This is a genomic window from Ralstonia pickettii, assembly GCF_030582395.1.
Lineage (GTDB): Bacteria > Pseudomonadota > Gammaproteobacteria > Burkholderiales > Burkholderiaceae > Ralstonia > Ralstonia pickettii_D.
Genome location: NZ_CP104381.1, coordinates 2921605 through 2939593, shown reverse-complemented (window position 1 = coordinate 2939593; position 17989 = coordinate 2921605). Strand labels below are relative to the sequence as shown.

The following is a 17989-nucleotide window of genomic DNA, read 5'->3' as shown; positions in this document are numbered from 1 at the left end:
GATATGACTTTCTCCTCGTTTCTGTCCGCGCGACGCATGATGCAGTTGCTAATGCTGCTTATCGCGTTGGCGATGGCGCGACTGCCCGCACATGCTGCCGACGATTTCCTCCCGCCCGAGCAGGCGTTTCGCTTTTCCGCCACACAGGTCGATGGCCAAACTGTCGAAATCAAGTTTGCCATCGCCGATGGCTACTACATGTACCGCGAACGTTTCGCGGTGGCAGCAGATCCGGCCACGGTCACGCTTGCGCCGCCCGACATGCCGGCAGGCAAGGTCAAATTCGATGAGACGTTCAACAAGGACGTCGAAACCTATCGCCATGAAGTCGCATTCCACGTGAAGGCACAGAACGCAACGGCTCCGTTCACATTGATCGTCACGTCACAGGGATGCGCGGATCAGGGATTGTGTTATCCGCCGATGAAGAGTCGATTCCAGGTGGAGCCGGCCGCTGTGCCGACGGCACCAAGCGCCGCAGTAGTCAGCGGGGCCGAGCCTGAGGACCAACAGAGTCATATCGCCAGCACGCTGGGCAGTGGCAACCTCGGGGCAATTGCCTTGCTGTTCTTCGGCTTTGGTTTGTTGCTGACATTCACGCCGTGCGTGCTGCCCATGCTGCCGATCATCTCGGCCATCGTGGTGGGCGAGCATGCCACGCGCATGCGTGCTGCGTTGGTGTCGGCGGCGTATGTGCTGGGGATGGCGACGGTCTATACGGCGCTTGGCGTGGCGGCGGGCTTGGCGGGGCAGGGTCTTCAGGCTGCGCTGCAGAACCCTTGGGTGTTGGGCACGTTTGCGTTGCTGATTGCGTTGCTGTCGCTGTCAATGTTTGGCGTGTACGAGTTGCAGTTGCCAGCGTCGTGGCATCACCGGTTGACGCAGGCATCCAACAAGCTAAGCGGCGGCCAGATTGCGGGCGCCGCGGTTATGGGGGCGCTGTCGGCGTTGATCGTTTCACCGTGCGTGACGGCACCGTTGGCGGGGGCGCTGGCCTACATTGCACAAACCGGCGATGCGGCCACGGGGGGTACAGCACTGTTTGCCCTGTCCATGGGGATGGGGGTGCCGCTGATTCTCGTGGGCGTGGGTGCCGGCAATCTGCTGCCGCGCTCGGGGCATTGGCTGACCGTCACCAAGGCGATCTTCGGCTTCATCTTGTTGGCCGTGGCCCTCTACATCGTGCAGCCGGTGTTGCCTGCGTGGGCCGCGATGGTGGCTTGGGGCGCGCTGCTGATCGGTGCGGCCGTGTTTCTGCGGACGTTCGACTCGCTGCCGGACGGCGCAGGCAACGTGCAGCGCCTGGGCAAGGTGGTGGGTGTCGTATTGGCGCTGGCGGGTGCGGCGCAACTGGTGGGCGTGGCTGCAGGTGGGCGCGATCCGCTGCAACCGCTGGCCGGGGTGCTGCGTGCATCGACCGGTGCTTCCACGCAAGCCGAGGCGCATGGCCTGACCTTCAAGCGCGTGAAGAGCACGGACGAACTCGACGCCGAGGTACGCAACGCCAGTGCGTCGGGCCGCGCGGTGATGCTCGATTTCTACGCCGACTGGTGCGTAAGCTGCAAAGAGATGGAGCGCCTCACCTTTACCGATGCTCGGGTGCGCAAGGCGCTTGCCGACGTGGTGCTCCTGCAGGCCGACGTGACGGCCAACAATGCCGATGACCAGGCATTGCTCAAGCGCTTTGGCTTGTTCGGCCCGCCTGGGACGATCTTTTTCGATGCGCAGGGTCGCGAACTGAAGGCGCGTGTGGTTGGCTTCGAGCGCGCCGACACGTTCCTGGAAAGCCTGCGCCGAGCCATCGGCACGGCGCAGGCAGCCAAGCCGACGGCTTGATTACGCGCGCAGCAAGCGCGCGGCGTCCAGCGCGAAATAGGTCAGGATGCCGTTCGCGCCCGCGCGCTTGAACGCCAGCAGCGACTCAAGCACGACCTTGTCGTGATCGAGCCAGCCGTTCTGCGCGGCGGCTTTCAGCATCGCGTATTCACCGCTGACTTGATAGACGTATGTGGGAAAGCGGAACTCATCCTTCACGCGTCGCACGATATCGAGGTACGGCATGCCGGGCTTGACCATCACCATGTCGGCGCCTTCGGCGATGTCGAGCGCCACTTCGCGCAACGCCTCGTCCGAGTTGGCCGGGTCCATCTGGTAAGTCATCTTGTTGCTCTTGCCCAGATTGGCGGCCGAGCCCACCGCATCACGGAACGGGCCGTAGAACGCTGAAGCGTACTTTGCCGCGTAGGCCATGATGCGCGTGTAGATGTGATCGTCGTTCTCCAGCGCCAGGCGGATCGCACCGATGCGGCCGTCCATCATGTCCGACGGTGCGACGATGTCCACGCCCGCCTCGGCTTGCACCAGCGCCTGGCGTATCAGAATGTCGACAGTCTCTTCGTTGAGCACATAGCCGTTGGCATCGAGCACGCCGTCCTGGCCGTGGCTCGTGTACGGATCGAGCGCCACGTCGGTCAGAATCCCCAGTTCAGGGAAGCGCGCCTTGAGCGCTTTCACCGCGCGCGGGATCAGTCCGTCCGCATTGGCGGCCTCGATACCATCCGGCGTCTTGAGCGACGGCTCGATGACAGGGAACAGCGCCAGCACGGGAATGCCAAGCTGCACGCACTGCTCTGCCACGCCCAACAGCACATCGATCGACACGCGCTCCACGCCCGGCATGGACGGCACGGCTTGGCGCACATTGGTGCCTTCGAGGATGAAGACGGGGTAGATGAGGTCGTCGGGAGTGAGGCGCGATTCGCGCATCATGCGGCGGGAGAAATCGTCGCGGCGCATGCGGCGCGGACGATGGTCGGGGAAGCTCGCGATCATTTCAGCAGACCCTAAGAACACACTGTGAAGTTTCGAAACCTTTGTCGCGATTATCCATCCTATGCTCGGACAATGCGCCAGCGACGCTGATGCAGCGTCCCCCGCGGCTCCTCCCTGACGCGGGTTCCCATCGATGGCTCGATGGGGTCGTTACCCCCGTTGCGCGTTTGGCGACGGGGTTTTTTTTGCCTGTTCGGCTTGCGGCTGGGGCTCCAGCGCCTCTGGCAGGCACAGCCAGCCTGCGACAATTCGCTGCGCTTCTTCAATGCCGCGGCGCTTCAGGCTCGAGAACAGCTGCACCGTCAGCGACACATCACCGTCGATCTGCGCACGGTAATCGGCCAGCACCTTGCGTGCCGCCATGAGCGCGCGCGAGGCGTCGTTGTTGGTCAACTTGTCCGCCTTCGTGAGCAGCACGTGGATCGGCTTGCCTGTCGGCAGGAACCACTCGACCATCTGGCAATCGAGGTCGGTAAACGGCCGGCGCGCGTCCATCATGATAACGAGCCCGGCGAGTTGCTGGCGCGCCTGGACGTAGTCGCCGAGCAGATGAACCCAGTGCGATTTGGTCTCGCCGGGTGCTTCGGCATAGCCGTAACCGGGCAGGTCGACCAGGAAGCCGAGTGGGTCTTCCGCCTTGGCAGGCATCACCGAGAAATAGTTGATGTGCTGCGTGCGGCCGGGCGTCTTGCTGGAAAAAGCCAGCCGCTTCTGATTGCACAGGATATTGATTGCGGTCGATTTGCCTGCGTTGGAGCGGCCCGCAAATGCGACTTCCGGCACGGCGGTCGCCGGTAAATCACGCAGATGATTGACGGTGATGAAGAAACGGGCTTGATGCAGGAGCGACATGCGCGGCAGTACCTGTAAACTGCAGTTCAGAACTGCGTGGTTGCTGCGCCGCGAGGTCGCATTGCAGAGGTGTTATTGTACAATACGCCGGTTTACGGACGTCCCCACCAGATCCGTCGCAGGACCGCCCCGAGGCCCGGGCCGGTCCGTTTTCATGCGCTGATCCGGCACGAGGAGGAGGGGGCGCCCGGCGCCGCAGGGTCCCGCATAGGGCGGCGCACGCAGCATTCGAAAACAATCTAAACAAGGTGTGCGAATGAACCGCATCGCGAACGTTTTTGCTGTCGCAGCGCTGTCCCTGGCATCGGCCTTTTCCGTGGTCCATGCCGAAGAGCAAAAAGTCGCCAAGGCCGACGCCGCGCGCGGCGAAACGATCTTCAACAACGGTGTGCCGGCCAATGGCGTGCCCGCATGTACCAGCTGTCACGGCGCCGGCGGCAACAGCGCCATGAACGTCAACCCGAAGCTGGCCGGCCAGCACGCCGAATACGTCGAAAAGCAGCTCAAGGATTTCAAGGCAAAGACTGATCGCAACCACCCGGTCATGTCGCTGTATGCCAGCGCGCTGTCGGATCAGGACATGAAGGACATCGGGGCCTACCTGGGCAAGCAACCGGCCTGGAAGCCGGGTTCGGCCAAGAGCAAGGACACGATCGAGCTGGGCCAGAAGCTGTATCGCGGCGGGGACGCCAAGCGCGGTATCGCAGCGTGCGCAGGCTGTCACGGTCCGACGGGTGCTGGCATCCCGGCGCAGTATCCGCGTATCGCAGGTCAGTTCTCTGAATACACGGAGGCTCAACTGGTGGCCTTCCAGAGCGGCGCTCGCAAGAACAGCGTACAGATGCACGACCTGGCCGGTCGCATGACGGCCCAGCAGATCAAGGCGGTGGCCGACTACATTGCTGGCCTGCGCTAATCTGCCGCACCCGGCTGTCATGTGACGGCCGCACAATCAATAAGAAGAACAGGGTGGCAATGCGCCTGGCATCGCCACCCTGTTTTCGTTTCTGAACAGGTTTTTTCCCCGCATGTCTTCGGTCTCCACTTCCGGCGTCCAGATCCGCTCCCGCCGTCGCGCGTTGCGCGAAACGGTCGAGCTGCTGTCGTCGATGCGTTTTGCGATCAGCCTGCTGACGGTGATCGCCATCGCCAGCGTGATCGGCACGGTGCTCAAGCAGAACGATCCGTACCCGAACTACGTCAACCAATTCGGGCCGTTCTGGGCCGACGTATTCCGATCGCTGACCCTGCCGACCGTCTATAGCGCGTGGTGGTTTCTGCTGATCCTGGCATTCCTGGTGGTGTCGACGTCGCTGTGCATCGTGCGCAACGCGCCCAAGATGCTGGCCGACATGCGCGCCTGGCGCGAGAACGTGCGCGAAGGCAGCCTGCGCGCGTTCCATCACCGTGACGAATTTGATTCCCCCGTCGATATCGCCACCGTGACCGCACGCCTGGCCGCGCTTGCGCAGAACCGCGGCTTCCGCATCAAGGCGTTTGCGCGCGATGGTGGGGCCACGCTCATCACGGCAAAGGCAGGGGCGGGCAACAAGATCGGCTACATCCTGGCGCATACGGCCATCGTCGTGATCTGTATCGGCGGGCTGCTGGACGGCGACATGATGATCCGCGCGCAGATGTGGTTTGGCGGCAAGTCGCCCATCAAGGGCAATGCCGTCATCAGCGACATCGGCCCGGAGCATCGGCTGTCGACATCGAACCCGGGCTTTCGCGGTAATGCGTTCGTGCCGGAAGGTTCGACCGTCAGCACGGCGATTTTGAACATCGCGGATGGCGCCCTGATCCAGGATCTGCCGTTCACGATCACGCTCAAGAAGTTCACCGTCGAGCATTATTCGACCGGCATGCCCAAGCTGTTCGCCAGCGACATCGTCGTGACCGACCGCCGCACCGGCAAGCAGACCGCTGCGCGCGTGGAGGTGAACAAGCCGTTTGTGTATGACGGCGTGGCGATCTATCAGTCGAGCTTTGAAGATGGCGGCTCGAAACTGAAGTTGATCGGCTATCCGATGCACGGCGACAACGCCAAGACGTTCGACATGTCGGGCGTCGTCGGCGAAAGCTCGAAGCTCACCGGCAAGGGCGGCGACTACACGGTCGAGTTCTCCGACTTCCGCCTGATGAATGTGGAAACGGTGACCGACGCCTCGGGCAAGCAGGACGCACGCGGCGTCGGCAAAAAGGGCGGCGCGGAAAACGGTCTGCGCGCGGAGCTGGGCAACGTTACCAAGATGACGCGCGACCGCGACCTGCGCAACGTCGGTCCGTCGGTGCAGTACAAGCTGCGCGACGCCAACGGCCAGGCACACGAGTTCAGCAACTACATGCTGCCCGTCACGCTCGACGGGCAATCGGTGTTTCTGGCCGGCATGCGCTCACAGCCGGACGAGCCATTCCGCTATCTGCGCATTCCTGCCGATGCGCAAGGCACCGTGGCCGACTGGATGCGCCTGCGCGCCGCGCTGCAGAATCCGGCGATGCGCGGCGAAGCGGCGCGCCGGTTTGCGCTGCTCTCCATGCCGGGCGAAGACCGCGCGGAACTGCGCAACCAGTTGATGGAAAGCGCCCGTCGCGCGCTCGATCTCTTTGCCGGTGCCGCGGACGTGAAGGATGGCTCCGCAGGTGCACAGGGCGGCTTTGCCGCAGTGGCCACGTTCCTGCAGAAATCGGTGCCCGAAGGCGAGCGTGAGAAGGCCGCCGATGTGCTGATGAAGATCATCAACAGTTCCATGTGGGAACTGTGGCAATTGGCCCGCGCCCAGGACGGGCAGCCTGCGCCAACCGTCGATGCCGCGAGCAGCCAGTGGTTGCAGAGCGCCATCAACGCGCTGTCGGACAATGTCTTCTATGGGGCGCCGGTCTATCTGCAGTTGAGCGACTTCCAGCAGGTGCAGGCCAGCGTCTTCCAGCTCACGCGTGCGCCGGGCAAAAACATCGTGTATCTTGGGTCGCTGCTGCTGGTGCTGGGCGTGTTTTCCATGTTCTACGTGCGAGAGCGCCGCTGGTGGCTGTGGATCCGGCCGCAATCCGGCCAGGCCAACGAAAGCGCCTCCGGCGCACATGTGCTGACCGCCATGTCGACCATGCGCCGCACGCTCGACTTCGACCGCGAGTTCGAGCGCCTCAAGCACGATATCCGCGCCGCGGCAGGCGCCCCCGCCGCACCCGATGCCGCTGGTGCAGCGAGCGTCGACCCCAAAACCAACGAAGTGAGCAGGTGATGGAAGCGACCAATCCCCAACCGACCGTGGCGAGCGCTGATCTGGGTGCGCTGCAGCGCCCGTCGTATTTCCGCCGCCTGGGCTGGTTTGACTGGCTGTTTGCTGCAATGCTGGCTGCCGGCGCGGATTACGCCTTCTCGCGGTATGGTGCGTACATGGACGGCTACGAGCGCGGCATTCTCGTTGCCGCAGTGCCTGCCTTCGCATGGCTGGGCTGGACGTGGAAGCCGGTGCGCGTGCTGATGATCGGCATCGCCGTGTTGTCGCTGTTCGGCATCTCGCAATACGCTGGCGCCAATGGGCCGGATCTCGCCCGCGCTGAACACGCCTTCTTCCTCAAGTATTTCCTTGCCAGCCAGTCCGCCATCCTGTGGATGAGTGCGCTGATCTTCCTGTCTACCCTGTTCTTTTGGACGGGGCTGCTGCTGCGCTGGGAAGCGGGTGGATCCATCGGCAGCAAGCTGTGCTGGGCTGCGGTGGTCCTCGGTCTGACCGGCATGCTGGTGCGGTGGTACGAGTCGTACCTGGTGGGCGCAGACATTGGCCACATCCCCATCTCGAATCTGTACGAGGTGTTCATCCTCTTCACGCTGATCACCTCGCTGTTCTATCTGTACTACGAGCAGCGTTACAAGACCCGTGCGCTGGGGCCTTTCGTGATGCTGGTGGTGTCGGCGGCGGTGGGCTTTCTGCTGTGGTACACGGTGTCGCGCAGCGCGCAGGAGATCCAGCCGCTGGTACCGGCACTGCAGAGCTGGTGGATGAAGATTCATGTGCCGGCCAATTTCATCGGTTACGGCACGTTCGCCCTGTCCGCCATGGTGGGCTCGGCTTATCTTCTGAAGGAGCGCGGCGTGCTGGCCGATCGGCTCCCGTCCCTCGAGGTGCTGGACGACGTGATGTACAAGGCCATCACCGTTGGGTTTGCGTTCTTCACGATCGCCACGATTCTCGGCGCGCTGTGGGCGGCTGACGCCTGGGGCGGCTACTGGAGCTGGGATCCGAAGGAAACCTGGGCGCTGATCGTTTGGCTGAACTACGCCGCCTGGCTGCACATGCGCCTGATGAAGGGCCTGCGTGGTCGCATGGCGGCCTGGTGGGCGCTGATCGGCCTGTTGGTGACGACGTTCGCCTTCCTCGGTGTGAACATGTTCCTCTCGGGCCTGCACAGCTACGGCGAGCTGTAAGCCGTCAGTCACAAAAAAATCTCGGCAGACTGGAATAAAGACGCGCCTAGCGTGTTTACTGCTCAGTGAGGGCGCGATCGACGCGCCTCTCCATCCAAGGAGAAGAAGATGAGCCAGTCTGCAGCTTCCCAGAAGTCGTTCAATCCGCGCGCCGCGTTGGCCGGCGCCGCGCTGCTCGCTGCATTCGGTTTGGCAGGCTGCAGCGGCATGGGCATGGGGGCGTCGTCGACGCCGTCGGCCGTTAAGGTGACCAACGGCACGCTCACGGATGAGCACGGCATGGCGCTTTACACGTTCGACCGTGACGCCACGGCCGGGAAGAGCGCCTGCAATGGCAAGTGCGCCGACAACTGGCCGCCGCTGGCCGCCAACGATGCCGATAAGCCGTCCGGCGATTACACCATCATCACGCGCGACGACGGCAAGAAGCAGTGGGCCTACCGCGGCAAGCCGCTCTACCTCTGGACCAAGGACAAGATGCCGGGTGACCAGACCGGCGATGGCTTCATGAACGTTTGGCACATCGCCAAGCCGTAAGCACGCCGCCCACGCTCGCGCTTCCATGTCCGATCTGGCCAGCCGGCTGATTGCACTCACCCCTCGCCTGCGCCGGCACGCGCGCGGCCTCGTGCGTGACGCGAGCCGCGCCGACGACCTCCTCCAGGACACACTTGAACGCGCCTGGCGGTACCGCTGGCGCTTCCAATTGCGCCCCCGGCTCGGCCCGATCGGCCAAATCGGCCAGATCGGAGTCAAGGATGAGAGTGATGGGCTGTTTGCCTGGCTGCTGACCATCATGCATCGGTTGCACCTGAACGCCGTGCGCCGGCCCGATCGGCTTGAGCTGAGCGATGCGCCCCCTGAGATCCCCGTCGACGACGACCCCGGGTTGCGCCGCGATCTGCTGCGCGCGCTGGCGACGCTGCCTGAAGACCAGCGCGCGGTCTTGCTGCTCGTCGGTCTGGAGCAGTTCGCCTACAAGGAAGCCGCCGACGTGCTGGGCGTGCCGGTCGGTACGGTGATGTCGCGTCTGTCGCGTGCGCGCGAGCGGATGCGTGTGGCACTTGAGGGGGCGCCCATTGCATCCGGTGTATTTTCGGCACCCGGCGACGGCGGCAGCACGGCGCTGCACCGCGTGAAGTGAGGCTCGCCATGTCCTCCAATTCCATTCATATCGACGAACTCCATGCGTACGCCGACGGCCGCCTGCCTGCGGCACGCCGCGCTGAGGTTGAGGCCTATCTTGCCGCGCACCCCGGTGCCGCGGCCGAAGTTGCGGCTTGGCGCGAAACGGACGCGCAGTTGCACCGCGCGCTCGATCCGTTGCTCAACGAACCGGTGCCGCAGCGCCGGATTCCGGCAGCGATCCTCGGGGCGGCACGCCGGCCCACGGCGACCGGCTTTGGCGCGATGCGCAACTGGGGCGTGGTGGCGCTGAGCGTCGCCTGCCTGGCCATCGGGTCCGGGGCCGGCTGGCTGAGCCGAGGTGTCGTCGAGCGCACCATGCCCATGCAGCGGTTCGCCAATGACGCACTCGTATCGCACGTCGTCTTCGCTCCCGAGTCGAAACACATTGTGGAAGTGCCGGCCGACGAAGAGGCACATCTGGTCACATGGTTGTCGCGTCGGCTTGACGCCCAGTTGCATGTGCCTGATCTAAGATCGCTGGGTTACCGGCTCATCGGCGGACGGCAGACGGTCGTGGCCGATGCGCCCACGGCCATGCTGATGTATGAGGGGCCCGGCGGCACGCGCATCTCCGTGCAGTTGCGGCGCATGCCGAGCAATCGCGATACCGGCTTTCGGCTGGAGACGCTCGCCCCCGACAACCGTGTGCTGCAGGCGATCCATCCTGCCGTCGATCACCCGCCGCCGATGGCGTTCTATTGGGCGGATCACGGCCTTGGGTTTGCAGTCGCTGGCCCGCTTGCGCGGGCGCAATTGCTGGAAGTGGCGCAGGTCGTGTTTCGGCAGTACAGCGAATTCGCCGGGCCGGCGCCGCGCAAAGAATAGCGCTACTTTTTTTTCGCCAGGCGTTGTCAGGTCGGCAGCGCTGGAACGACCAACGCACATGGGACAGCGTTCCCGCACAACGAGGACCACGAATCATGTTGATCAAGACTGACCGCTGGCTGCGTGGCGACGACATCCCCGCCAGCGAGATCACGCCGCAGCACATCTTCGAGCAGCGCCGCCGCTTTTTGGCCGCTGCTGCCATGGGCGCTGCGGGTGCAACGCTGGCGCCTTGGGCGTCGCGCGAAGCCTTTGCCGCCAACCCGCCACTCGCCAAGTTGGCTGGCAAGCCGAATCCGGCGTACACGACTGTGGAAAAGGCCACCCCGTACGACCAGGTCACCACGTACAACAACTTTTACGAATTCGGCACCGACAAGGCCGACCCGGCCCGCTATGCCGGCACGCTGCGCCCGCACCCGTGGCAAGTCAGTGTGGAAGGTTTGGTGAAAACCCCCAAAACCTACGACCTGGACGACCTGATGAAGCTTGCGCCGATGGAAGAGCGCGTCTACCGCCTGCGTTGCGTCGAGGGCTGGTCGATGGTGATTCCGTGGGTGGGCTTCCCCTTGGCCGAGCTGATCAAGCGGGTGGAACCGCAGGGCAGCGCCAAGTACATCCAGTTCATCTCGCTGGCCGACAAGCGGCAGATGCCCGGCATCAGCAGCCCCGTGCTGGATTGGCCGTATAGCGAAGGCCTGCGACTGGACGAGGCGATGCATCCTTTGGCGCTGCTCACCTTCGGCCTCTACGGCCAGGTGCTACCGAACCAGAACGGTGCGCCCGTGCGCGTGGTCCTGCCGTGGAAGTATGGCTTCAAGAGCGCGAAGTCCATCGTCAAGATCCGCTTTGTCGACAAGCAGCCGCCGACGAGCTGGAACCTTGCCGCGGCCAATGAATACGGCTTCTATTCCAATGTGAACCCGACGGTCGATCACCCGCGCTGGAGCCAGGCCACCGAGCGCCGCATCGGCGAGGACAAAGGCGGCTTCGGCGGCCTGTTCGCGCCCAAGCACAAGACGCTGATGTTCAATGGCTACGAACAGGTCGCGCCGCTGTACGCGGGCATGGACCTGCGCAAGAACTTCTGAGGCCGACATGACACTCCTACCGCCGATGTTGCCGCCCAAGCAGTTGCGTGTGGTGAAGGCGTTCGTATGGATTGTGGCGCTGGTGCCGTTCCTGCGCATCGTCTTCCTGGGCGCGACAGACCAGTTCGGGGCCAACCCGCTGGAGTTCGTCACGCGCTCGACCGGCACGTGGACGCTGGTGCTGCTGTGCTGCACGCTGGCCATCACGCCCCTGCGCCGCATCACGGGCATGAACTGGCTGATACGGCTTCGTCGTATGCTCGGGCTGTACACGTTCTTCTACGGCACGATCCACTTCCTGATCTGGTTGCTGGTGGATCGCGGGCTCGATCCGGCATCGATGCTCAAGGACATCGTCAAGCGGCCCTTCATCACCGTCGGCTTTGCGGCGTTCGTGCTGATGATCCCGCTGGCCGCCACGTCGACCAACGCGATGGTGCGCAGGCTCGGCGGCAAGCGCTGGCAGTGGCTGCACCGGCTTGTCTACGTGACCGGCGTGCTGGCCATCCTGCATTACTGGTGGCACAAGGCCGGCAAGCATGACTTTGCCGAGGTGTCGATCTACGCCGCAGTGATGGCGGTGCTGCTGGGGCTGCGGGTCTGGTGGGCGTGGCGCTCGCAGCGCAGTGCGATCACCGGAGCTGCGATGCCAGCCCGCGATTGATGCCGATCGCGCCGAAAAAAAAGCCGACGTTTGCGCGTCGGCTTTTTCTTTGCGGTGCGGACTTACGCCGGGAAAAGATGCTCGCCGCGGATCAGGTCTTCAAAGCACTCGCGCTCGCGTGCCAAGTGGACTTTGTCGCCATCGACGATGACCTCGGCCGCGCGATTGCGCGTGTTGTAGTTCGAACTCATCGTGAAGCCGTACGCGCCGGCCGACAGGATCGCCACCACATCGCCTGGCTGCACGGCCAGCGAACGGTCGCGGCCGAGCCAGTCGCCGGATTCGCACACGGGGCCCACCACATCGTAGACGACCGGCGCGCTTTGGCTTTCGCGCACCGGCACGATGTGGTGATACGCCTCGTACATCGCGGGGCGGGCGAGGTCATTCATGGCCGCATCGACGATGCAAAAGTTCTTGCTGGCGCCAGGCTTGAGGTATTCGACGCGCGTGAGCAGCAGGCCGGCGTTGCCCACCAACGAGCGGCCCGGCTCGAACAGCACGGTGCGATCGCCAAAACCGCGCTGCTCGACGCGGTCCAGCAGCGTGCGCGCGAAGGCGGTGATGTCCGGCGGCGTCTCGTCCGTGTACGTGATACCCAGACCGCCGCCCACATCGATGTGCGACAGGCGGATGCCCTCGGCGTCGAGCTGCGTCACCACGTCGAGCACCTTGTCCAGCGCATCCAGATACGGCGATACCTCGGTGATCTGCGAGCCGATATGGCAATCGATGCCGACCACGCGCAGGTTCGGCATCGCAGCGGCTGCGCGGTAGGTCGGCAGCACTTCGTCAAACGCCACGCCGAACTTGTTGCCCTTCAGGCCCGTCGAGATATACGGATGCGTCTTGGCGTCCACGTCCGGGTTGATGCGCAACGACACCGGCGCGACCTTGCCCATCGAGGCGGCCACGTCATTCAGCCGGTGCAGCTCGGGGATCGACTCCACGTTGAAGCACATCACGCCGACTTCCAGGGCGAATCGCATTTCGTCCGCGCTCTTGCCCACGCCCGAGAACACCACCTTCGCGGCCGGCGCACCGGCGGCCAGCACACGCTTGAGTTCGCCCGCGGACACGATGTCAAAGCCAGCGCCCAGCTGTGCGAACACCTGCAGCACAGCGAGGTTCGAGTTGGCTTTCATGGCGTACTGCACATGCGCGTTGCGGCCCTCGCATGCGGCGGCGTAGGCCCGATAGTTGGCGGTGAGCGCGGCGCGCGAGTACACGTAGGTGGGCGTGCCGAACTGCGCGGCAATCGCGTCGAGCGCGACGCCTTCGATCATCAGCGCGCCTTCCTGGCGGATCAGGGACTCGGACATGAGCGGGAACATTCTGGGCGTCGCACCGGATAAGGACGGCGCCGGTTGAGCGAAAAAGGAAGGGATCAGCGGTTCGCGGGTACCGCGCTGGCGGCATCGGCGGCGGCTTTGGCGCCCGGCACCGGCGGCTGCGGCACGGCGTTCGGGCCGGCGATGCCAGGGTCGGCGGTTTGCGGCGCGGTGGGTGCCGGTGGCACCTTGGGCATGTACAGCGGCCCGCGAATCCCGCAGCCGGATAGGCCTGCGACCGTCAGGGTCAGGCCGACAGTGGCTACAATGGCGGCGGTTCGTATCATCGGATGATGGTGCAGAAAGGATGCCCAGGGTGTGACCCTTGCGGCGATCGGAGTCATATGGGACGAGGCGCCTGCTGGTCAGGACGGCCCGGAAACGGCCGCCACGCAACGTCCGCGCAAGATTTTGGAGTGTAGCATGCCCCCCCTGAGCGAATCGGAGTTCCTGGCACTGGCCGAAGCGGAACTTACCCGCATCGAAAGCATCGTCGAAACGGCTGCCGACGAGGCGGATGCCGACATCGAGGTCAATCGCACCGGCAACGTGCTGACGCTCGAATTCGACGATGGCTCCAAGATCATCATCAACAGCCAGGCGCCGATGCAGGAGCTGTGGGTGGCAGCGCGTGCCGGCGGTTTCCACTTCCGCCGGGGCGACGACGGTCGCTGGGTCGACACGCGCAGCAAGGAAGAGCTTTATGTGGCGCTCTCTCGCTATATCAGCCAGCAAAGCGATGTGGATGTGACATTGGCCGCCGGCTGAGCGCAGCGTTGTCGCATGACAAAAAGAAAAGCCGCCTCGAAGGGCGGCTTTTTCGTGGGCGCGACGCTCAATTGCCGCGGAACATGTCGAGAATCTTCTGTTTCTCCTGTTCCTGCGTCGGCGCGAGGTTGATGCCAGGCTGTTGCGGCTGATCGCCGCCCGGCGCGGAGGCCCCCGGCATCGCATCGCCCAGACCCACCGAAGCCACGCCCTGGCCATTGGCGTATTCCTCGTAGGCCCAGTCGCCCGCCATCTGTACGACGCCTTCGGGCGGCTGGCGCTCGGTCTGGGGCTCGCCCTTGAGCGCGTAGCTCATGTAGTTGATCCAGATGGGCAGGGCCAGGCCGCCACCCGTTTCGCGATCCCCCAGGCTGCGCGGGTTGTCGTAACCCATCCAGGCCACGCCGACCAGCTTGGGCGTATAGCCGCAGAACCAGGCGTCGAACGAATCGTTGGTGGTCCCGGTCTTGCCAGCCATGTCGTTGCGGCCCAGCTTGACCTTGGCCTGGTAGCCCGTGCCGTTCGACACCACGCTGCGCAGCAGCGAATCCATGATGAAGTCGTTGCGCGGATCAATCACGCGCACGGCGTCTTTGCCGGCGGTCATCGGGTGGCTTTGCTGCACGACCGTGCCGCGCGCATCCACCACGCGATCGATGATGTAGGGGTTCACGCGATAGCCGCCGTTGGCGAACACCGAGTAGCCGCTCGCCATCTGCAACATCGTCACGGAACCGGCGCCCAGCGCCATGGGCAGATAGGCGGGGTGCCGATCGGCATCGAACCCAAAGCGCGTGATGTACTGCTGCGCGTACTGCGTACCGATCGCGCGCAGGATGCGCACCGACACCAGGTTCTTCGATTTCTGCAGCGCGCGGCGCATCGTCATCGGGCCGTCATAGCCGCCGCCGTAGTTCTTCGGCTCCCACACCTGGCCGCCGGTGTCGCCGGTCGGGATCGAGAGCGGCGCGTCGTTGATGACCGTAGAGGGCGAGAAACCCTTGTCCACCGCCGCCGAGTAGATGAACGGCTTGAAGCTCGAACCCGGCTGGCGCCAGGCCTGCGTGACGTGGTTGAACTTGCTGCGGTTGAAATCGAAGCCACCCACCATCGAGTAGATCGCGCCCGTCTGCGGATCCAGCGAGATGAAACCCGAGGCCACTTCCGGAAGTTGCGTGATCGACCACTTCTGCGTCTTCGTGTCCTCGATCACCCGGATCACCGCGCCCGGGCGCAGCTTGATCTTGGGCTGTGCATTGTTCGACAGGGCCGCCTGTGCAAAGCGCAGGCCGTCGCCTGCCAGGTCGATCGTCTCACCGGTCAGCATCGTCGCGCGCACCAGCTTGGGTGACACGCTCACCACCACGGCCGATTGCAGATCGTCGCTGTTCGGGTGTTCCAGCAGGGCGTCGTCGATGGCCTGTTCACGCTCCTCTGCATCGGAGGGCAGGTCGATGAACGCTTCAGGGCCGCGATAGCCGTGACGGCGCTCGTAATCGAGAATGCCGCGGCGCACGGATTGATAGGCGACGTCCTGGTCGGCCTTGCGCAGCGTGGTGTAGACGTTCAGCCCGCGCGTGTAGGTTTCTTCGCGGTATTGCGCGTACATGAGCTGGCGCACCATTTCGGCGACGTATTCGGCGTGCACGTCGAATTCATGGCCTTCGCCGCGCACCGGCAATTGCTCGTTGACGGCCTGGGTGTACTGTTCCGGGGTGATGTAGTGCAGGTCGCGCATGCGCTGCAGGATGTACTCCTGACGCACCTTGGCGCGCTTCGGGTTCACCACCGGGTTGTACGCCGACGGCGCCTTGGGCAGGCCGGCCAGCATGGCGGCTTCTGCGAGCGTAATGTCCTTGATGTTCTTGCCGAAGTAGATCTGCTCTGCGCTCGCGAAACCGTACGCGCGCTGGCCCAGGTAGATCTGGTTCATGTACAGCTCGAGTATCTGATCCTTTGTCAGGCTCGCCTCGATCTTGTACGAGAGCAAGATCTCGTAAATCTTGCGCGTGTACGTCTTCTCGCTCGACAGGAAGAAGTTGCGCGCCACCTGCATCGTGATGGTCGACGCGCCTTGCGACAGGCCGCCATGCAGGTTCGCCAGGCCCGCGCGCAGGACGCCGATGAAGTCGACGCCGCCGTGCTCGTAGAAGCGGTCGTCTTCGATCGCCAGGACCGCGCGCTTCATCACGTCGGGCATTTGCGTGATCGGCACGAAGCTGCGGCGCTCCTCACCGAATTCGCCGATGAGGACATTGTCGGCGGTGTAGACGCGAAGCGGAATCTTCGGGCGGTAATCGGTGATGGCGTCGAGCGACGGCAGGTTGGGCGCGGCGACGAGCAGGGCATAGCCCAGCAGCAGCGCCCCGACGACCCCCATGGCAACGAACAGGCCGAGCATCCAGAGAAGCAGGCGCGCCCACAGCGGGCGGCGGGCTTTGGGCGGCTTGGGCGAGGCTGGGGTGGTTTGGGCAGTAGCCATTACGGGTGGGCACCGGGGGTGTCAGTCAGCGTGGCGGCGATTATATCGTTGGGGCTTCCGCAGTCCGGCCGCATCGGACGTAACAGCACGTAACGAGTGTCACGTCTGCCAACCAGACTGCACTTGTGCGCCGCGTCATGCTCGGTTGGCGTGCTGATTGTGCATCCGGAGTGCCGCGATTCAAGGCGGCTACGAATCCGCCGTTAGAAGTAGGCGGAGCGGAAATCAAGTCAGACGAAAGGGGTATCCCCCGACCGTGGGGTTTTGACAACGCTTTCGGAAGGGCATGGCGCGAAATGCGTCGCCGTCTGCCTGAGCGTTTGCCTGTTCTAAAGGATTTTGTGAGAATCCAGCAGCAAATCTAAGCAGGCTATGGCGCACGTTGGATTTGCGATGGGCGCCAGGGTTCAAAAACTATAAACGGTGGGGTGTCTCTGTGCGACGGGGTTTGTTGTCCGGCCTGCTGCGCCGCAATATCGTCGGGATAGATATCGGGTCTTCCAGCGTCAAGGTGGTGGAGTTGTCCGCCAACGGTAAGCAGGGGGATTTCCGTCTCGAAAAATGCGCCAGCGAGCTGATTGAACGCAGTGCCGTCGCTGACGGCAATCTGGTGAATATCGATGCGGTGGGCAATGCGCTCAAGCGCGCCATCGCCAAGGCCGGCATTCGCGGTAAGGAAGCCGTGCTTGCCATTCCTGCAAGCCTGACGGAATCGCAAACCGTCAGCCTGCCCGACAACCTGACCGAAGACGAACTCTTTGTGCAGGTCGAGAGCGAAGCCAACCGGCTGTTTCCACCTTCGCAGAACGTCAATTTCGACTATGTCGTGATCGGTCCGTCTGAAACGGAAGGCGGGATCGGGGTGCGCGTCACGGCAACCGTTTCCGAGCGCGTGACCGAACGCGTGACCGCCGCCGAGATGGCCGGTCTGAAAGCGATCGTCATGGACGTGGAAGAAAACGCCATCCAGCGCGCCATGACGCACATGCTGGCGGTCAAGCCGGACGCCACCGAAACCGAGACGCGCGACATGCCTGTCGTGGCGATGTTCCACTTGGGTGGTGCGCGCTCGCACGCACTGTTCTACCAGGGCTGGAAGGAGTTGTACGAGCAGCCCATGTCGGGCTCGGGCGACCAGCTCACGCAGAGCATCTCGCGTCTGTTCTCCCTCGATCTGCTCAAGGCCGAGGTGAAGAAGCGCAAGAACACGCTGCCCGACGAATACCGGAGTCAGCTGCTCAAGCCCTCGCTCGAGACGCTGGCCATGGAAGTCGGTCAGGCCATCCAGAATTTCCTGTCGACCTCGAGCGTCGGCCGCGTCGACGAGATCGTGCTGTCGGGCGGCCACGCATCGCTGCTAGGCGTGCAAACCGCCATCCAGCAGCAGACGCAGATCAATACGACGCTGGCCAACCCGTTTGCCAATATGGGCGCGGCCAAAAACGTCAACGCGCGCTATCTGCAGCGCGATCTGCCGGCCTACATCGTCAGCGCGGGCCTCGCCCTGCGCGGGCTTCAATAAGGAGC

At 63.9% G+C, this 17989-nt stretch carries 17 protein-coding genes; 12 read left to right on the top strand and 5 right to left on the bottom strand.

Translation table 11 applies throughout. The annotated features are described in order from the left end of the window. The first annotated feature begins 3 nt into the window (after positions 1-3). Positions 4-1836 carry a protein-disulfide reductase DsbD gene (gene dsbD, locus N5B55_RS14175; RefSeq protein ID WP_304538489.1) on the top strand — a complete coding sequence of 611 codons (1833 nt, stop codon included), beginning with the start codon at positions 4-6 and terminating at the stop codon, positions 1834-1836. On the opposite strand, the gene hemB is transcribed toward dsbD, so the two are convergent. Both hemB and yihA read right to left on the bottom strand, forming a co-directional pair. Continuing rightward, on the bottom strand, positions 1837-2832 hold the full coding sequence (hemB, locus tag N5B55_RS14170; protein WP_304538488.1) for a porphobilinogen synthase: 996 nt from the start codon (positions 2830-2832) through the stop codon (positions 1837-1839). It lies immediately after the preceding gene. Between the two features lie 150 nt (positions 2833-2982). After that, positions 2983-3684 (bottom strand): ribosome biogenesis GTP-binding protein YihA/YsxC, encoded by a 702-nt coding sequence (yihA, locus tag N5B55_RS14165; protein WP_012763149.1) that lies wholly within the window; start codon positions 3682-3684, stop codon positions 2983-2985. Between the two features lie 256 nt (positions 3685-3940). Between yihA and N5B55_RS14160 the strand changes: the two genes are divergently transcribed. From N5B55_RS14160 to msrQ, 9 genes are all read left to right on the top strand, one after another. Then, the gene (locus N5B55_RS14160; protein ID WP_009241906.1) at positions 3941-4600 is read left to right on the top strand and encodes a c-type cytochrome; all 660 of its coding nucleotides are present in this window, start codon (positions 3941-3943) and stop codon (positions 4598-4600) included. 112 nt (positions 4601-4712) lie between these two features. Beyond that, entirely contained in the window at positions 4713-6926 is a 2214-nt protein-coding gene (locus tag N5B55_RS14155) for a cytochrome c biogenesis protein ResB (protein WP_304538487.1), read from the top strand. Then, positions 6926-8113: a c-type cytochrome biogenesis protein CcsB gene (ccsB, locus tag N5B55_RS14150; RefSeq protein ID WP_304538486.1), complete on the top strand. Its 1188-nt coding sequence runs from the start codon at positions 6926-6928 to the stop codon at positions 8111-8113. The genes N5B55_RS14155 and ccsB overlap by 1 nt, the downstream gene beginning before the upstream one ends. A 34-nt stretch (positions 8114-8147) precedes the next feature. Beyond that, positions 8148-8225: a hypothetical protein gene (locus tag N5B55_RS25320; protein ID WP_369812433.1), complete on the top strand. Its 78-nt coding sequence runs from the start codon at positions 8148-8150 to the stop codon at positions 8223-8225. After that, positions 8222-8650, top strand: coding sequence for a COG4315 family predicted lipoprotein (locus N5B55_RS14145; RefSeq protein ID WP_304538485.1), 429 nt, complete (start codon positions 8222-8224; stop codon positions 8648-8650). The genes N5B55_RS25320 and N5B55_RS14145 overlap by 4 nt, the downstream gene beginning before the upstream one ends. A gap of 25 nt (positions 8651-8675) precedes the next feature. Next, positions 8676-9257 (top strand): RNA polymerase sigma factor, encoded by a 582-nt coding sequence (locus N5B55_RS14140; RefSeq protein WP_154208686.1) that lies wholly within the window; start codon positions 8676-8678, stop codon positions 9255-9257. An 8-nt stretch (positions 9258-9265) separates the two neighbouring features. After that, positions 9266-10126 carry an anti-sigma factor family protein gene (locus N5B55_RS14135; RefSeq protein WP_304538484.1) on the top strand — a complete coding sequence of 287 codons (861 nt, stop codon included), beginning with the start codon at positions 9266-9268 and terminating at the stop codon, positions 10124-10126. Between the two features lie 95 nt (positions 10127-10221). Continuing rightward, complete coding sequence (gene msrP / locus N5B55_RS14130) at positions 10222-11217, top strand: protein-methionine-sulfoxide reductase catalytic subunit MsrP (protein WP_154208682.1); 996 nt, start codon at positions 10222-10224, stop codon at positions 11215-11217. A gap of 7 nt (positions 11218-11224) precedes the next feature. Then, a complete protein-coding gene (gene msrQ, locus N5B55_RS14125; RefSeq protein WP_304538483.1) occupies positions 11225-11881 on the top strand; it encodes a protein-methionine-sulfoxide reductase heme-binding subunit MsrQ in 657 nt (218 codons plus the stop codon). 62 nt (positions 11882-11943) lie between these two features. Here msrQ and lysA read toward each other — a convergent pair whose 3' ends face one another. Further along, on the bottom strand, positions 11944-13203 hold the full coding sequence (gene lysA, locus N5B55_RS14120; protein ID WP_178960780.1) for a diaminopimelate decarboxylase: 1260 nt from the start codon (positions 13201-13203) through the stop codon (positions 11944-11946). Positions 13204-13268: 65 nt separating this feature from the next. Next, a complete protein-coding gene (gene lptM / locus N5B55_RS14115; RefSeq protein WP_304538482.1) occupies positions 13269-13499 on the bottom strand; it encodes an LPS translocon maturation chaperone LptM in 231 nt (76 codons plus the stop codon). Positions 13500-13635: 136 nt separating this feature from the next. On the opposite strand from lptM, the gene cyaY reads away from it, so the two are divergent. Further along, positions 13636-13980: an iron donor protein CyaY gene (cyaY, locus tag N5B55_RS14110; RefSeq protein ID WP_009241915.1), complete on the top strand. Its 345-nt coding sequence runs from the start codon at positions 13636-13638 to the stop codon at positions 13978-13980. A gap of 67 nt (positions 13981-14047) precedes the next feature. Here cyaY and N5B55_RS14105 read toward each other — a convergent pair whose 3' ends face one another. Next, positions 14048-16462, bottom strand: a complete 2415-nt coding sequence (locus N5B55_RS14105; RefSeq protein WP_154208676.1) for a penicillin-binding protein 1A — start codon at positions 16460-16462, stop codon at positions 14048-14050. A gap of 451 nt (positions 16463-16913) precedes the next feature. Between N5B55_RS14105 and pilM the strand changes: the two genes are divergently transcribed. Further along, positions 16914-17984 carry a type IV pilus biogenesis protein PilM gene (pilM, locus tag N5B55_RS14100; RefSeq protein ID WP_027680253.1) on the top strand — a complete coding sequence of 357 codons (1071 nt, stop codon included), beginning with the start codon at positions 16914-16916 and terminating at the stop codon, positions 17982-17984. Positions 17985-17989: the final 5 nt, after the last annotated feature.

Coding starts and splice junctions, on each gene's coding strand:
- hemB (WP_304538488.1), bottom strand. CDS start 2,832: ATGATCGCGAGCTTCCCCGACCATCGTCCGCGCCGCATGCGCCGCGAC.
- N5B55_RS14105 (WP_154208676.1), bottom strand. CDS start 16,462: ATGGCTACTGCCCAAACCACCCCAGCCTCGCCCAAGCCGCCCAAAGCC.
- lysA (WP_178960780.1), bottom strand. CDS start 13,203: ATGTCCGAGTCCCTGATCCGCCAGGAAGGCGCGCTGATGATCGAAGGC.
- N5B55_RS14155 (WP_304538487.1), top strand. CDS start 4,713: ATGTCTTCGGTCTCCACTTCCGGCGTCCAGATCCGCTCCCGCCGTCGC.
- N5B55_RS14135 (WP_304538484.1), top strand. CDS start 9,266: ATGTCCTCCAATTCCATTCATATCGACGAACTCCATGCGTACGCCGAC.
- ccsB (WP_304538486.1), top strand. CDS start 6,926: ATGGAAGCGACCAATCCCCAACCGACCGTGGCGAGCGCTGATCTGGGT.
- yihA (WP_012763149.1), bottom strand. CDS start 3,684: ATGTCGCTCCTGCATCAAGCCCGTTTCTTCATCACCGTCAATCATCTG.
- N5B55_RS14145 (WP_304538485.1), top strand. CDS start 8,222: ATGAGCCAGTCTGCAGCTTCCCAGAAGTCGTTCAATCCGCGCGCCGCG.
- cyaY (WP_009241915.1), top strand. CDS start 13,636: ATGCCCCCCCTGAGCGAATCGGAGTTCCTGGCACTGGCCGAAGCGGAA.
- msrQ (WP_304538483.1), top strand. CDS start 11,225: ATGACACTCCTACCGCCGATGTTGCCGCCCAAGCAGTTGCGTGTGGTG.
- msrP (WP_154208682.1), top strand. CDS start 10,222: ATGTTGATCAAGACTGACCGCTGGCTGCGTGGCGACGACATCCCCGCC.
- N5B55_RS14140 (WP_154208686.1), top strand. CDS start 8,676: ATGTCCGATCTGGCCAGCCGGCTGATTGCACTCACCCCTCGCCTGCGC.
- dsbD (WP_304538489.1), top strand. CDS start 4: ATGACTTTCTCCTCGTTTCTGTCCGCGCGACGCATGATGCAGTTGCTA.
- lptM (WP_304538482.1), bottom strand. CDS start 13,499: ATGATACGAACCGCCGCCATTGTAGCCACTGTCGGCCTGACCCTGACG.
- N5B55_RS14160 (WP_009241906.1), top strand. CDS start 3,941: ATGAACCGCATCGCGAACGTTTTTGCTGTCGCAGCGCTGTCCCTGGCA.